Origin of the sequence: Paenibacillus sp. MER 180, assembly GCF_023713665.1 — a bacterium.
In the GTDB taxonomy this organism is placed as follows: domain Bacteria; phylum Bacillota; class Bacilli; order Paenibacillales; family Paenibacillaceae; genus Paenibacillus_B; species Paenibacillus_B suaedae.
This window is the reverse complement of the sequence record NZ_JAMAVT010000020.1, coordinates 82,914-98,265: the sequence shown is the minus strand read 5'-3', so window position 1 is coordinate 98,265 and position 15,352 is coordinate 82,914. Positions and strand designations below refer to the sequence as shown.

Below are 15,352 nucleotides of genomic sequence, written 5' to 3'. Positions count from 1 at the left end.
TAATATGAATCTAAAAAAAGCAATTTTAGCAACGATGATCGTATCCAGTATGTTCGTTACACTAGCGGGCCCGACCTTTGTAGGAGCCGAAGCAGCAGGAGGAAAGCTGCAAGAACAAACATCGGGCAGCAGTATTCAAGTGGATAAAAAGGTTGCTGCCAATCTGCAAAAGGCCGTGAATCAATTTGCAGGGAAAGAGATAAAGTTGAAGTTCGAGAAGGCCTTTAAACATCCATTTGATCTGGCGACGGTTCCTTCGGCAGACGAATTATACGAAGTAAATTTTAAACCAGGTACAGGGGAACTGATCACAATTAAGGGGATTCAAACACTTGATAAAGTGAGCAAGGATGATCAAAAGGAACTGCTGAACAAGTTGAAAGGGATGTACGCCAAAAAAGCCTATGCATTTCATAAAGAGGTTCAAATCACTCAAAGCTATGACAAAGGAAAGGTTTCACAAACCTTTTATATATTAGAGGGAAAAGACTTCATGATTTCTTGGATGAAATATCCACCTGGGCAATCGAAGAATAAAAATTATATTGGAGCAGCCGTTATTCAAGTAGACAAGAACGAGCTAGAACCGAAATTACTCAAAACGGCAGCGGATGCAGTGAAAACAGCTCTCGATCAGGAATTTGAGGTGAAGAAAGCAGAGCTTGGTTATTATGCTGGCGCCAAAGGTGATATGTGGAAGCTCAAAGGCGATCATATTACTCTGGCGGTCGAAGCAAAAACAGGAAAGACCGAGTATGTATATGACGTTGCGCGAAAACAAGCAGACAAAGCAGTAACAGAAAAAGAAGTAAAAGAAATAGCTGCGCCGATTGCCAAAAAATTGTTCAATATGGACATTCAGGGACTTGAAGTGAAATGGGATAAATCAGCGCGTGATTTCTGTTTTATTCAAAATAAGGAGACAAAAATGTCAGTTGCATTGGATGCTGATAAAAACGTAGTTTATATGTTTGCTGGAGATAGAATGATGCTGGAAAAATGAAGTGGATCGATCAATAACTCTCTTCCGAGGAAGAGAGAAGTCCAAATGGCATAAAAAAAGAGTTATCGAGTTGCATGAAGCAATTTGATAACTCTTTTTTGTCGTATACCGATGGCCGGACTCGAACCGGCAAGCCTCTCGGCACCGCATTTTGAGTGCGGCGTGTCTGCCAATTCCACCACATCGGCAAAATGATATGGGGCGATCGAAGGGAATCGAACCCTCGAGTGTCGGAGCCACAATCCGATGCGTTAACCACTTCGCCACGACCGCCATATTGATTGCTCAACAGAATCTTAATTTAGCATACTTTCGACATGATTTGCAACAAGGAAAATATACCAACAACATTTTTTGTGACTCACTCGTCTTCTATTTCATAGAAAAGGCGTTTTCTGCTTGCTTTCACCTTTTCTTTCATCATTGTAAGCTGGCTGCAAGTCAATTCGATGTCATGGCATGAGGTCAACGTATACACTGTACGTAAGGGTTATGTTTCAAAATGAATAATAGCTCTTACATATAAGAAGGGGAGGCGGTAACGAATGAAAAAACAAAGAAAAGGTCATCTGGTTCAAGCATCGGTATTTATGCCTCTGCCTGCTCAAGAAACAATAGCACATCGCAAGGTACCGAATGCGGCCCAAGATGAGCCTCATCGTCCTACGAAGAAAGAATCAACTATGATACATGAACAAACGGAAACAATTGCACAACCTGCCCATATGCCACACCGAATGAAGTGGAAGCGTTGGGTCATATATAGCTTGATCATTGCAATTCTTACCCCGATTATTGGGTGGGTAGGGATGGCGGCAACAGGGACGGCCTGGATTGATCAAGGCAAGCTCATAACGTTCCGTGAGCAGATTGCACAAGAAGCGAATACAGCCAAGGGACAGCATATGGTTCAACTGGAGCATATGGCTTCCTTTATACCGCAGGAACTGATGGCCATTGAGGATCATCGCTTCAAGCTTCATCCCGGCATTGATCCGATCGGGCTGGCGCGGTCAGTCTGGATAAATGTGACGAAGCAGCAGAAGGCACAGGGCGGCAGTACGATTACGATGCAGCTGGCGCGCAACTTGTTCTTAACGCATGATAAGACATTTTCCCGCAAAATGAAGGAGATGGCGATAGCGGCCAATCTGGAGTGGAATTTTAGCAAGCAAGAGATTTTGGAAATGTACCTGAATAAAGTATATTTCGGACATGGACAATATGGCATCGAGAATGCAGCACGCTATTATTTCGGCAAGACGACACGAGTCAATGGCGATCTTCCTACGGTTAACAAGGCAGAAGCAGCGATTCTCGTTGGATTGCTTAAGGCACCTGAACGCTATTCCCCAGCGAAGAATATGAAGCTGGCTCTCCAGCGCCAGCATGTTGTATTGAAGCGTATGAAGGATTTAGGCTGGATGACAGAGGCAGAGCGCCAAGCAGCGCTGAAGATACCGATTGGTGTCGTTATCCACAATAGAGGAAAATAAAGAGAAGGCACACTTGATCAAGCTCAGATGAGCTGCGGCAGGTGTGCTTTTTTTATTTTAACTCATGGATAAAGCGCTGAATGACGTGATTAATTTTCGTGCAAAAGCAATTTTCTCAGGAATGAGACATATATATGAATCGGCGCCTATGAAATCTTTTACAGGAAAATAAGATGATGTATAAAATTGAACAGGGAGGAATAAGGGTTGAAAAAGAAATTACTAAGTACGGCTATGTCTATGTTTCTTGTCTTTGCACTTATGGGAACTGCTCAGGCAGCGACTCCTGAGAATCCATGGAAGTTCAGCTCAAGCTCTATCCAGTTCTACAATGATGGTTCCAATAGCTTCTATAAAGGCATTTGGAATACAGGGGCAAGTCGGTGGAGCGGGACAGGCAGTGTTACAATGGGGACAGGCACGAAATATGATTTTCGGGCAGGAAATCAGAAAGTATCGCCAACGAAAGATAATGATTGGGATGGAATTTGCTACACTACATATTCGAATGGGATTGCCTCCAAAACGCGTGCTTGGGTAAACGAATACTACACAACCCAAAGCCGATACACTCCCACGATTTCGGAAGGGATTGCCACACATGAATTAGGGCATGCATTGGGCCTTGCACATAATGACAGCGAACCGTCGGTCATGAAATCTTTTACCTTCTGGTCTGATGGGTCGCTTGCTAGAACCAATACATCCCCGACATCTGCTGATAAGGACACGGTTAAGAAGAAATACGGGACGATCGCTTTATCGCAAGCGAATCCGTCGATTCCCGTTGTGCATATTGACGCTAGTTGGGCTTATGGGTACAGAGACTATACAGCACTCGCCAACGCTGTTGATGCAATCGTAGAAGGACAGGTAGTGCAGGAGAACGGAGTTCGCAAGTCAGGGAGTGGGGCGCCTGAAACGTACCGGACGGAATCCGAGTTCCAGATATCAGAGGTAATCAAAGGAAACGCATCTCTCAGAAATAGTACGATCAATGTACTACAGCTGGGCGGACGCGACCGGGAGGCCATTGTAGTTTCTGACGATACGACTCCACTAAAGCAAGGTGATCAATCGATTCTGTTCTTGAAGCAAAATGAAGATGGAACCTATCGTGTCGTGAATGAGGATACCTCGATTTTCATGAAGGTAACGAACCAGACGCTCCAGGATGGAAATATGGAGATGTACCAGAATCAGAAAAGCAAGGCGCTCGTTAGCAAAGAGGATTTGAAAGGTATTTAGTTCTCTTTCCTAGCAGCCTTAATATAAAGGTTCTTCTTCACCTCAACAGCGATAGCTGTTTCTTCATTAATTCCTTTTATTTTATACAGCTTTGTTCCTACGGGGTAAGTGTTAGAGAAGCTATCTCCACTTGAGTCTTCCTCCCGATTTGAGGATGATTGGATTTCTCCCAGCAGTTTGTCGATCTGTTGAACCTGATCATCACTGCCAACATATCGATTCCCGTGGAAGATGATCATATTGTTGTAGGGCCAGCTTGCGCTCGTTTCCGTTTGTTCACTCGTGCAGCAAGCAGTCAGTATAAGCATCATGCATGAGATAGTGAAAATGGCAAGTAGCTTTTGCATATGGCAGCCTCAACTCCTTCGTACTCATTAACGGTATCGTGAACGGTTATGTTGCGTGAACGAAGCAGAAGCACATTAGGATCCGCGAATGTTGCCTGTACCCGGGTAAAAAGAACGTCTGAGTATGGAATCTGAGCCGGTGAATGCGACCAATCACGATACTTTTGGAATAGCCTCATTGTATAATAGGGAGAGAAAGGGGCTGTTACATAGGGTGAAAGATTGGACTTGGATCGTATTCATTTATTTACTCATCATAAATGTAGTTGGATATCAAATGATGGTTGTGGATAAGCAGCGGGCACAGAGGCATCGCCGCCGTATTCCGGAACGGAAGCTGTTCTTGTCAGCTTGGCTTGGCGGTGCGCTAGGCGTGTTGACAGCGATGTATAACAAGCGCCATAAGACACAGCATGTTACCTTTACAGCAGGCGTGCCGTTTATATTGCTGGTGAATATTTTTGTGTTTGGTTTTATTTTGCTGCGGTTTGGTTAAATAATAAGCACAGCACTAGTAAATTATGGGGAAGTGTGGTGGGAGTTATGAAATTTCAACGCATTCTTGTCGCATATGATGGATCGGAACCGTCCCGCAAGGCTTTACAGCACGCGGTAGGACTCGCGGAAGCAAGCGAGCAGTCTCAAGTACGCGTCGTGCATGTATTTCAGTTCCCGCAATATTTTGTTGGTACGGCTTATGCTACTGCTTCAGCGGAGACAAACGAGGAGCTGTACGAATACGCAGAGCGTTTACAGCAGGAAGCAGAGGGCAAGGTTGCAGCGCTTGGCGAACGAGCGACGGTTGTCCTTCAGCAAGGCCCTCCTGGTCAAGCAATTATTGATGAGGCAGATGAGTTCAATGCGGATCTTGTTATTATCGGAAGCCGCGGCTTGAGCGGGTTGAAGGAATTCGTGCTTGGCAGTGTCAGCCATCATGTTGTGCAGCATGCAAAGGTCCCGGTATTGGTCATTAAATGATGCATTGGCCTGTCGGTCGTACATGATCTTGTAGAGGCAAGTAGGCAAGCAAGAGGTATATGATCGTGTTGATCTCGAAATAGGAAAAGTAAGGCGAAAAGTGAAGTTGAATGTGAACGTATAAATGTGAGTGAGTATCATTGTTAGCATATGAAAACATAGGTGAAAGCATAAGTGTAAGCATCAGTAAATGATAGCAAATTTGAAAGAAAAGTATAAATAAGTAAACGAGAGAGAGAAGCCAACAGTAGGAGTGTATCCTGCTGTTGGCTTTTTTAGTTGGACGGTAAGTCTAATTATAAATTTAATTATTAATCGAATCATTAAATTAATCATAAATCCAATCATAAAAATCGGGAATAATCAAGGATTCTGAATATTTAATGATGCTAACAATGTGGAAATCGCCAATAAACGAACATTAACTATAATTTATTATTTATTATTCGCATTTTGTTGTTGACACGCTATGTTAAGCCTTGTTAAACTGTAGGCACAAGATGGATAAGCGAATATTGTTTCTCGTATAATTCCGGGAATATGGCCGGAAGTTTCTACCCAAGAACCGTAAATTTTTGGACTACGGGAATGACGAACAGGCAAGACTGTTCTCGCTTTTTCACGTCGCCGACAGATGTCGGGGCTTGATGGGAGCCTGATCATTCTGCCCAGAGCGGAAGAAATCCGCTTGTTTGCTCATTCCGTATACTTAGTCGATGATACGTTCAGGGGGAACTCCTGAACGTTTTTTTTGTTATGTAGTAGTGGTCAGGTTGGACATTGTCGAAAGCGGGGGGTTGCGATGGTGAACACAGCGAGTCACGAACAAGGCATTGTGCCGGTAGTAGGCGTCATTATGGGAAGCAAGTCCGATTGGGATACGATGAAGAAGGCGTGCGAAGTGCTGGAGGAGATGGGCGTTGCTTATGAGAAACAGGTAGTGTCCGCACACCGTACGCCAGACGAGATGTTCCGCTATGCCGAGACGGCGGAGGCAAGAGGAATCCGTGTCATTATTGCCGGAGCAGGCGGTGCTGCGCATCTGCCGGGCATGGTAGCGTCGAAGACGGTACTGCCGGTTATCGGCGTACCGGTGAAGTCATCGCATCTGAACGGGATGGACTCACTTCTGTCCATCGTGCAGATGCCGGCGGGCGTACCTGTGGCGACCGTCGCGATTGGACCGGCGGGCGCGACGAACGCCGGGCTGCTGGCCGTGCAGATGCTCGGCATGCACGATGAAGTGCTGCGCGCGCGCATCGCGGCGCGCAGGGAAGCGATTCGGCAGCAGGTGCAGGACACGGGGGCGCTCGAATGAGCGCGCCTGTGAACGGCCGCACGCTGCCGCAAGAGCGCCCGAGCCGGGCGGACGCACCGGTGCTTGTTCCCGGTGCAACGATTGGCGTGCTGGGCGGCGGCCAATTGGGCCGCATGCTGGCGCTTGAAGGCGTGCGCATGGGCTATCGCTTCATAGCGCTCGATCCAGCGCAGGACGCGCCTTGCGGTGCTGCTGCCGAGATGATTACAGCCGCTTATGACGATGCTGACGCTGCACACGAGTTAGGCCAGCGTGCGGATGTTGTCACATACGAGTTCGAGAATGTATCGGCTGAAGTGGTGGAGCGACTGGAGCGGGAAGCATACGCGCCGCAGGGCAGCCATCTGCTGCGCATTACGCAGCATCGCTTGCGGGAGAAGGAAGCTCTCACCGCCGCGAACGTACCGGTGGCGCCATATGCAGCCGTAGCTTCCGCTGCTGAGATTCAACAGAGGCTGGAAGCGTTCGGCGGGGCAGGTGTGCTGAAGACAGCAATCGGCGGATACGATGGCAAGGGCCAGCGTATCATTCGCCACCCAGACGAGGCGGAAGGGGCTTATGAGGCGCTTGCCGCTCTCACCTCAGAGCTCGTACTGGAGGAATTCATTCCGTTCGAGCTGGAGCTGTCCGTCATTGCGGCACGCAGCCCGCGCGGCGAGATCGCTGTGTTCCCAGTTGCGGAAAACATTCATCGGCATCACATTCTGCACATGTCCATTGTGCCTGCACGCATTCCGCAGCACATACAGGAGGAAGCAGAGCGGCTTGCGCGCCGTATTGCCGAGGCGCTGGATGTCGTTGGCCTCATTGCTGTTGAGATGTTTCTGACCGCTGACGGCCGCCTGCTTGTGAATGAGCTCGCACCACGCCCTCACAATTCGGGACACTACACGATGGATGCCTGCCGCACCTCTCAGTTCGAGCAGCATCTTCGCGCGATATGCAACTTGCCGCTTGGCAGTACAGAGCTCCATACCCCTGTTGTTATGGTGAACTTGCTCGGCGAAGACGCATTGGACATGGTACAATGGTTCCGTGCTGACGATCCGGCAGCCAGCCGCCTTGGCGTGACGCCGAAGCTGCACTGGTACGGCAAGTCGGAAGCGAAGACGAAGCGCAAGATGGGGCATATTAACATACTAGGGCCGGACATCGCTACTGCGCTCGAATGGATGAATTTAACGGACTTGTGGAGGAATGCAAACGATGATTGAACGGTATTCGCGCCCGGAGATGCGGGCGATTTGGACGGAAGAGAATAAATTTAAAGCTTGGCTTGAAGTGGAGTTGTGTGCGTGTGAAGCATGGGCTGATCTTGGTGTCATCCCGCATGAAGACGTGAAGAAGCTCCGCGAGCATGCAAGCTTCGATATCGAACGGATCTATGAGATTGAGGCAGAAACGCGCCACGACGTGATCGCTTTCACTCGCGCAGTATCTGAGACGCTGGGCGAAGAGCGGAAATGGGTTCACTACGGCTTAACGTCAACGGACGTCGTGGATACGGCGCTTGGCTATTTGATGAAGCAGGCGAATGAGATTATAGATCGCGACTTGCTGAATTTCATCGAGATTTTGAAAAATAAAGCACTTGAATATAAAGATACGCCAATGATGGGTCGTACGCACGGTGTGCATGCAGAACCGACAACATTCGGACTGAAGATGGCACTATGGTATGCAGAAATGCTCCGCAACTTAGAGCGTTTCCGCCGCGCAGCGGAAGGTGTAGAGTTCGGCAAAATGTCCGGTGCAGTTGGGACATATGCGAATATTGACCCATCTGTAGAGAAGTTCGTATGCGCGAAGCTTGGTACGAAGCCAGCGCCGATTTCAACGCAGACGCTGCAGCGTGACCGTCATGCGGAGTACATGGCATCACTTGCACTTATCGCGACATCGCTTGATAAGTTCGCTACTGAGATTCGTGCTTTGCAGAAGAGTGAGTTCCGCGAAGTGGAAGAAGCATTTGCGAAGGGGCAGAAGGGCTCATCGGCAATGCCGCACAAGCGCAATCCGATTGGCTGCGAGAATATTTCCGGCTTGTCCCGCGTAATGCGCGGATATATGCTGACCGCTTATGAGGATGTGCCGCTCTGGCATGAGCGCGATATTTCGCACAGCTCGGTAGAACGTATCATCCTACCGGATGCGACGATGCTGTTGAACTACATGCTGAACCGCTTCATGAACATTGTAAAGAACTTGACGGTGTTCCCAGAGAATATGAAGCGCAATATGCAGCGCACCTTCGATGTTCCGTTCTCCGGCCGCGTCATGACGAAGCTGATCGACAAGGGCTGGGCGCGTGAACAGGCTTACGACACGGTACAGCCTCGTGCGATGCAGGCATGGGAAGAGCAGCGCAGCTTCCGCGACATTATTGAGAGCACACCGGAGATTACGGCTGTTCTTAGTGCGGAAGAGATCGCGGATGCGTTCAATCCTGCATGGCATTTGAAAAATGTAGATACGATCTTCCGCCAAGTAGGCTTGCTTGATTAAGGCTTGCAGCAGGAAGAAGCAGATAGTAGCGGTTAGCAGCAAGGTTGCTGGTTAGAGCGAAATTGCAGTGTGGTGAGTAGCAAACTTCCAAGCTGCCTTGAACTATCAGTCGTGACCTGTACGACTGGCAGCCAGCACTTGCGTCCCTAGCGAGACTAACATTATCTAGTACACAATTGAATGATGAGCTTGATTCCTACGCGTCCCCCTAAGATGACGTGTAGGCAGCTCCCGTAGGCTGTCACCCTGACAGCCGAATGCAGGCGGTCTCTTCCTTCCCTCCAACCACGATCGGAAGAGACTGCTGCAGCGGGTGCGATATATGGGAGGGTTCCTTTTAAAGGTTGTTTGATTCTATCCGTAGATAATGTGGGCGGGTTGATTTGAACACGCGCTTTTGACTAAATGGGCGTAATGCCGAAAGGAGCACAGGAGATGTCTACAAACACTCAATTTGCGACTGAGACTGACATCGTTCCGCTGCCGCTTCTCCATCGTGGGAAAGTGCGCGAGCTGTATGAACTGGACCCAGACCATTTATTAATTGTTGTATCGGATCGAATCTCTGCATTCGACGCCGTATTGAAGCCGGAGGTTCCCGGCAAAGGAGAGGTATTGAACAGGCTGAGCCAATTCTGGTTCGAGCAGACGAAGCATGTCATTGCGAACCATGTGGTTCCATTCGATGAAGGGCTTCTGAAGCAGACTCAGGAGAAGCGCTTGGAGCAATACCGTAGCAGCATACATTCAGCTGATGATATGCATTGTTGTCATGATTCACATCAGGACAGCGAGAATTCTCACCAAGACCAACACCAGAATACACACCCAGAATCACATCCAGAAATACAACGGCATGACACGGCTTTGCATCAAGCTGAGCGAAATACAGAAAGCTTGAATCGCCGAGATGAACATCTCGAACCCCAGGATTTATCCGCAATATTAAGTTCCCTACAAGATCGAATGACAATTGCTCGCCGAGCAAAGCGCATTGACTTTGAATGCGTCGTAAGAGGCTATATTACCGGCGGCGGTTGGAGGCAGTATACGGCCAACCAATCTGTCAACGGAATTGAGCTTCCTGCTGGCCTCCGCATGAATGAGAAGCTGCCGGAGCCGATTTTTACACCGTCCCGCAAGCATGATGAGGGACATGATGAAGATGTGCCGTTCGCGGTTATGTGCGAGGATTTGGGAGCAGATCTTGCGCAGCAGCTGCGTCAGGTCAGCATCGAGCTGTATACGTATGCGGCTGAAATATGCGCATCCAAGGGCATTTTGCTCGCCGATTGCAAATTTGAATTTGGAACTATTGACGGAGAACTTGTACTCATTGATGAGTTGTTCACCCCGGATTCATCGCGCTTCTGGTCGATCGATCAGTATGTGCTGGATCAGGATATCGATAGCTTGGATAAGGAACCAGTAAGACGCTACTTGGCTGCAAGCGGTTGGGATAAATGTGGGGCGCCGCCAGTATTGCCAGAGCAGGTAGTAGAAGCTACGCGCCGCCGCTATATCGAGTTGTATGAGCGCATTACAGAGCAAGCATGGCCTGAATGATCTTCCGTTTTATAAATGTTTTAACGTTTTGTTGAATGTTCTAGTTTTATGGAGGATCGTCAAACGCTGACTGGTTTGGTCGTTGTTTTATGAATCGTATTCATTACAGTTTTGTAGATTGTTCAAATTTCATGACAGTATGGACTGATGGGGAGGAAAAAGGGATGAAGGTGAAGGTTTTCGTAACGACTAAGGCAGGCGTATTGGATCCGCAAGGGGCTGCAGTGGAGCAGGCGGTGCACACGATGGGATACAGCGGTGTGGAGCAAGTGCGCATCGGCAAATATATGGAGTTCAATATCAACACGGAAGATCGCGAGCAGGCGTCGGCGCAGGTGGAGCAAATGTGCGAGAAGCTGCTGGCGAATCCAGTCGTTGAAGACTATCGGTACGAGTTGGAGGAATAGGCGATGAAGGCAGCGGTGCTCGTATTTCCCGGATCGAATTGTGACCTAGATTGTGTCCATGCCATACAAGATACGCTGAATGTCGAAGTGGATCGGGTATGGCATACGGAGCAGGATGTAACCGGATATGACCTTATCGTCATTCCAGGTGGCTTCTCGTATGGTGATTATTTGCGCAGTGGAGCGATTGCCAGATTCGCTCCTGTTATGAAGGCGGTCGCTAAGGCTGCTGAGACAGGCACTTATGTGCTTGGGATATGCAACGGATTTCAAATTTTGACGGAAGCGGGATTGCTTCCAGGGACACTGCGGAGAAACGAAGGGCTGAAGTTCCGATGTCACGCTGCCCCAATTCGAGTAACTCGTGCAGATTTGCCGTTCACACGGGATTATGTCGAGGGCGACATTCTGAACATCCCAATCGCGCATGGCGAGGGCAACTATTATTGCGATGAGGCAACGCTGGCGAAGCTGAAGCAAGGCAATCAAATTGTATTTACGTATGAGCAGAACCCGAACGGTTCACTTGAACATATAGCTGGTATTTGCAACGAGGCTGGCAACGTGCTCGGCATGATGCCTCATCCCGAGCGTGCGGTTAGCGAACTGCTGGGCTCAGCGGATGGCGTTCGCTTGTTTACATCCATTTTACAAGCTTGGAGGGAACAACATGCAGTCAACGCTCACTAATACGATGGAACAAGAACAGGCGGCAGCACGCAGCGCGAAGCAGAAGGAACAATCCCTTGCTGAAGGACTTCGCCATATGAAGCAGGAACCGACTGCTGAGCAGATTGAGGAGCAGAAGCTGTACCGGACAATGGGCGTAACGGAAGAAGAGTATGCACGCATATGCGAGCTGCTCGGCCGGAAGCCGAATTATACCGAAATCGGTGTGTTCAGTGTCATGTGGTCTGAGCATTGTGCTTATAAAAACTCGAAGCCGCTGCTCAAGCGATTCCCGACTTCAGGCGACCGTGTACTGGTTGGTCCGGGCGAAGGAGCGGGCATTGTCGACATTGGGGACGAACAAGCGGTTGTATTCAAAATCGAGAGCCATAACCATCCCTCTGCCATCGAACCGTTTCAAGGTGCGGCTACGGGAGTAGGCGGTATTATTCGCGATATTTTCTCGATGGGCGCGCGTCCGGTTGCTTTGCTTAATTCGCTGCGCTTCGGCAGCTTGCAGGATGAGCGGGTGAAGTATTTATTCGAGCATGTTGTATCAGGCATCGCTGGCTATGGCAACTGCATCGGCATTCCGACGGTGGGCGGCGAGGTCGTCTTCGATGACAGCTATGCAGGCAATCCACTCGTTAACGCGATGTGCGTTGGGCTGATCGACCACAAAGATATCCAGAAGGGCGTGGCGAGCGGCATTGGCAATCCTGTGTATTATGTTGGGCCACCGACAGGCCGCGATGGCATTCACGGTGCGACATTCGCATCGGAGGAGCTGACAGAGCAATCGGAAGCGAAGCGTCCGGCGGTACAGGTTGGCGACCCGTTCATGGAGAAGCTGGTTATGGAGTCATGCTTGGAACTGATCGCTTCCGGCATCGTGATCGGGATTCAGGATATGGGGGCGGCTGGTCTAACTTGTTCGAGCGCGGAGATGGCGAGCAAGGCAGGCAACGGGCTTGAGCTCGACTTGAACGAGGTGCCGCAGCGTGAATTTGGCATGACACCTTATGAAATGATGCTGTCCGAATCGCAGGAGCGCATGCTGTTCGTTATTGAAGAGCATAACGAGCCAATTGCGATGGAAATCTTTGAACGTTGGGGCGTTATTTGCCGCAAGGTTGGCCGCGTTACAGACGATGGGCGCCTGCGCCTGCTGTATGGTGGCGAGGTTGTCGGTGATATGCCGGTTAACGGACTTGTGGATGAATGTCCGATTTATAATAAGCCCTCTGCTGTACCTGCTTACTATGAGGCTAACGCTTCCGTGGACACAACGGCTTACCCAGAAGTAAGCGGGGTTGAAGCACTGAACGGAGCGCTATTGAAGGTGCTTGGCTCACCATCTGTGGCAAGCAAGGAATGGGTATATCGCCAGTATGACACGATGGTTCGCACGAGCACAGCAGCGGCACCAGGCTCGGATGCGGCAGTCGTGCTTGTGCGCGGAACGAACAAAGCGCTCGCGATGACGACGGATTGCAATGGCCGCTATGTGATGCTTGATCCATTCATGGGAGGCCGCATTGCGGTCTGTGAGGCAGCGCGCAATATTGTATGCTCCGGTGCAGAGCCGCTGGCAATTACGGATAACCTGAACTTCGGCAATCCGGAGAAACCGGAGAACTTCTGGCAGATGGAACAGGCTGTTGATGGCATGGCTGAAGCATGCCGTGTGATGAATACGCCGGTTATCGGCGGAAACGTAAGCTTGTATAACGAAAATGCAAAGGGAGCCATCTATCCAACGCCAGTCGTTGGCATGGTCGGTCTCGTTCATGATACGAAGCACATTACGACACAAGCCTTCAAGCAGGCGGGAGATGCAGTACTGCTTCTGGGTCGCACGAAGGCAGAGCTTGGCGGAAGTGAATTCCAAGCCATTGTGCACGGCGCGGTAGAAGGTCGTCCTCCGCAGCTCGATCTGGATGCAGAATCAAGCTTGCTGAAGACCGTGTTGAGCCTGATTCAAGCAGGACTTGTGCAGTCTGCACATGATGTATCGGACGGAGGTCTCGCGGCTGCGCTTGCGGAGAGCTGCATCAGTGGTCATATCGGTGCGACGCTTGATCTAAGTGCAGAAGGACTGCGTACGGATATCGCACTGTTCAGCGAGAGCCAATCCCGTATCCTGCTGTCGGTACGTGCGGAGCAGTTGGAAGAAGTGAAGGCTCGCTGCTCGGAAGCAGGAGTTCCGGTAGAGGGCATCGGTACAGTCGGAGGTGAACAGATCCACGTTCGGGTTGATGGAACGGATGCTTTGGATATGCCTTGGCAACAAGCAGAACAGGTATGGAAGGATGCGATTCCATGTCTCATGAAGTAACAGGGGCTTACTACAATGAGGGCAGCGGCAAGGATGGTCCATTTGACCGCCTGAAGGAAGAGTGCGGGGTATTCGGTGTGTTTGGTTATGAAGAGGCGGCTTCGATGGTGTATTACGGGCTGCACACGCTCCAACATCGTGGCGAGGAAAGTGCAGGCATGTGTACGTCCGACGGTCATTCCTTCCACTATCATCGTGCAATGGGTCTTGTGAAGGAAGTGTTCGATGCCGAGCGATTGCAGGATATGCGCGGTGATCGGGCGATCGGCCATGTACGTTATTCAACGTCCGGCGACAGCCGCCTGGCAAATGCCCAGCCACTCGTCTTCAAGACACGCGATGGGGATCTTGCAGTTGCGACGAACGGGAATATCGTCAACGCTCCTGCAATTCGCCGCGAGTTGGAGAAGAAAGGCTCTATTTTCCAGACGACGAGTGATACCGAGGTGATTGCTCATCTTATCGCTCGCTCGGAGCACGACGTCGTTCGTGCGGCGAAGGAGGCGCTTCGTGAGCTGGTTGGAGGCTTCGCCTTCCTCATTATGACGAACGACAAGCTGCTTGCCGCATCCGATCCGAATGGCCTCCGGCCGCTTGTGCTTGGCAGGCTGGGCGACAGTTATGTATTTGCCTCGGAGACATGTGCACTTGAAGCGGTTGGTGCGGAATTAGTTCGTTCCTTGGAGCCGGGGGAACTGCTCATCGTAGATGCGCTCGGTCATCGTTCGGAACGGTTCGCACCGCTTCAACGCCGCGCATTATGCGCGATGGAGTTCATCTACTTCTCAAGGCCAGATAGCCAGCTGCATGATGTCAATCTGCATACTGCACGCAAACAAATGGGCATGCAGCTTGCGAGGGAATCGTTCGTAGAGGCGGATATCGTAAGTGGTGTGCCGGATTCTAGTATATCGGCTGCTATTGGATACGCAGAGCTGACGGGAATTCCCTATGAGATGGGCTTGATTAAGAGTAAGTATACGGGCCGGACGTTTATTCAGCCGAGCCAAGCATTGCGCGAGCAGGGTGTGAAGATGAAGCTAAGTGCGGTGCGCAGTGTCGTAGAGGGCAAACGGGTCGTTCTAATCGACGATTCGGTCGTGCGGGGCACGACATCACGCCGAATTGTGCGCATGCTGCGCGAAGCGGGGGCTTTGGAGGTTCATCTGCGCATCGCTTCGCCACCGTTCAAGCATCCGTGCTTCTACGGAATCGATACGCCGAACAGCGAGGACTTGATTGCGTCATCGCACACGGTGGAAGAGATGTGTGAACTGGTGGGGGCGGACTCCCTTGCTTTTCTGAGCCAAGACGGCATGATTGGTGCAATTGGTGGGGCATTTGTGAATGAATCCAACGGAGGGCTGTGCTTAGCCTGCTTCGATAAGGACTATCCAACGAATTTATATACAGACCCTGCAGCAGCAGGGACGGGCAATGAACGCTCAGGCTGTGGCTGTTGAGTGTGAGAGGCTGC

The 15,352-nt window shown here is 50.2% G+C and carries 14 protein-coding genes, 2 tRNA genes and 1 riboswitch; of the genes, 13 read left to right on the top strand and 3 right to left on the bottom strand.

Annotated features, from left to right (window positions below; all coding sequences use genetic code 11):
• The first annotated feature begins 4 nt into the window (after positions 1-4).
• Complete coding sequence (locus M3661_RS24915) at positions 5-1,003, top strand: hypothetical protein (RefSeq protein ID WP_065294434.1); 999 nt, start codon at positions 5-7, stop codon at positions 1,001-1,003.
• Between the two features lie 106 nt (positions 1,004-1,109).
• Here M3661_RS24915 and M3661_RS24910 read toward each other — a convergent pair.
• Both M3661_RS24910 and M3661_RS24905 read right to left on the bottom strand, forming a co-directional pair.
• Positions 1,110-1,191: transfer RNA gene (locus M3661_RS24910), tRNA-Leu, on the bottom strand.
• A 9-nt stretch (positions 1,192-1,200) separates the two neighbouring features.
• Positions 1,201-1,276 (bottom strand) — tRNA-His (locus M3661_RS24905).
• Between the two features lie 272 nt (positions 1,277-1,548).
• Here M3661_RS24905 and M3661_RS24900 point away from each other — a divergent pair.
• Together M3661_RS24900 and M3661_RS24895 are read left to right on the top strand one after the other, a co-directional pair.
• Positions 1,549-2,499, top strand: coding sequence for a transglycosylase domain-containing protein (locus M3661_RS24900; protein WP_251489496.1), 951 nt, complete (start codon positions 1,549-1,551; stop codon positions 2,497-2,499).
• A gap of 207 nt (positions 2,500-2,706) precedes the next feature.
• Positions 2,707-3,747, top strand: a complete 1,041-nt coding sequence (locus M3661_RS24895; protein WP_251489494.1) for a matrixin family metalloprotease — start codon at positions 2,707-2,709, stop codon at positions 3,745-3,747.
• On the opposite strand, the gene M3661_RS24890 is transcribed toward M3661_RS24895, so the two are convergent.
• Positions 3,744-4,094, bottom strand: a complete 351-nt coding sequence (locus tag M3661_RS24890; RefSeq protein WP_052648713.1) for a hypothetical protein — start codon at positions 4,092-4,094, stop codon at positions 3,744-3,746. The genes M3661_RS24895 and M3661_RS24890 overlap by 4 nt on opposite strands.
• A 214-nt stretch (positions 4,095-4,308) precedes the next feature.
• Between M3661_RS24890 and M3661_RS24885 the strand changes: the two genes are divergently transcribed.
• The 10 genes from M3661_RS24885 to purF all read left to right on the top strand — a co-directional run bounded on the left by M3661_RS24885 (position 4,309) and on the right by purF (position 15,338).
• Complete coding sequence (locus tag M3661_RS24885) at positions 4,309-4,590, top strand: DUF1294 domain-containing protein (protein WP_021254994.1); 282 nt, start codon at positions 4,309-4,311, stop codon at positions 4,588-4,590.
• A gap of 47 nt (positions 4,591-4,637) precedes the next feature.
• Positions 4,638-5,072, top strand: a complete 435-nt coding sequence (locus M3661_RS24880) for a universal stress protein (protein WP_021254993.1) — start codon at positions 4,638-4,640, stop codon at positions 5,070-5,072.
• Positions 5,073-5,574: 502 nt separating this feature from the next.
• A riboswitch (purine riboswitch) is annotated at positions 5,575-5,675 on the top strand.
• Between the two features lie 229 nt (positions 5,676-5,904).
• Positions 5,905-6,390 carry a 5-(carboxyamino)imidazole ribonucleotide mutase gene (purE, locus tag M3661_RS24875; protein ID WP_251489528.1) on the top strand — a complete coding sequence of 162 codons (486 nt, stop codon included), beginning with the start codon at positions 5,905-5,907 and terminating at the stop codon, positions 6,388-6,390.
• The gene (purK, locus tag M3661_RS24870; protein WP_251489492.1) at positions 6,387-7,604 is read left to right on the top strand and encodes a 5-(carboxyamino)imidazole ribonucleotide synthase; all 1,218 of its coding nucleotides are present in this window, start codon (positions 6,387-6,389) and stop codon (positions 7,602-7,604) included. Before purE ends, purK begins: the two co-directional genes overlap by 4 nt.
• Positions 7,597-8,895, top strand: a complete 1,299-nt coding sequence (gene purB, locus M3661_RS24865) for an adenylosuccinate lyase (protein ID WP_044353543.1) — start codon at positions 7,597-7,599, stop codon at positions 8,893-8,895. The genes purK and purB overlap by 8 nt, the downstream gene beginning before the upstream one ends.
• 435 nt (positions 8,896-9,330) lie before the next feature.
• Complete coding sequence (locus M3661_RS24860) at positions 9,331-10,461, top strand: phosphoribosylaminoimidazolesuccinocarboxamide synthase (RefSeq protein ID WP_251489488.1); 1,131 nt, start codon at positions 9,331-9,333, stop codon at positions 10,459-10,461.
• 164 nt (positions 10,462-10,625) lie between these two features.
• Positions 10,626-10,868 carry a phosphoribosylformylglycinamidine synthase subunit PurS gene (gene purS / locus M3661_RS24855; protein ID WP_021254988.1) on the top strand — a complete coding sequence of 81 codons (243 nt, stop codon included), beginning with the start codon at positions 10,626-10,628 and terminating at the stop codon, positions 10,866-10,868.
• A gap of 3 nt (positions 10,869-10,871) precedes the next feature.
• Complete coding sequence (gene purQ, locus M3661_RS24850; RefSeq protein WP_028532345.1) at positions 10,872-11,558, top strand: phosphoribosylformylglycinamidine synthase subunit PurQ; 687 nt, start codon at positions 10,872-10,874, stop codon at positions 11,556-11,558.
• Positions 11,559-11,634: 76 nt separating this feature from the next.
• Positions 11,635-13,875 carry a phosphoribosylformylglycinamidine synthase subunit PurL gene (gene purL / locus M3661_RS24845; protein WP_251489527.1) on the top strand — a complete coding sequence of 747 codons (2,241 nt, stop codon included), beginning with the start codon at positions 11,635-11,637 and terminating at the stop codon, positions 13,873-13,875.
• Positions 13,860-15,338, top strand: coding sequence for an amidophosphoribosyltransferase (purF, locus tag M3661_RS24840; RefSeq protein ID WP_251489486.1), 1,479 nt, complete (start codon positions 13,860-13,862; stop codon positions 15,336-15,338). The genes purL and purF overlap by 16 nt, the downstream gene beginning before the upstream one ends.
• Positions 15,339-15,352: the final 14 nt, after the last annotated feature.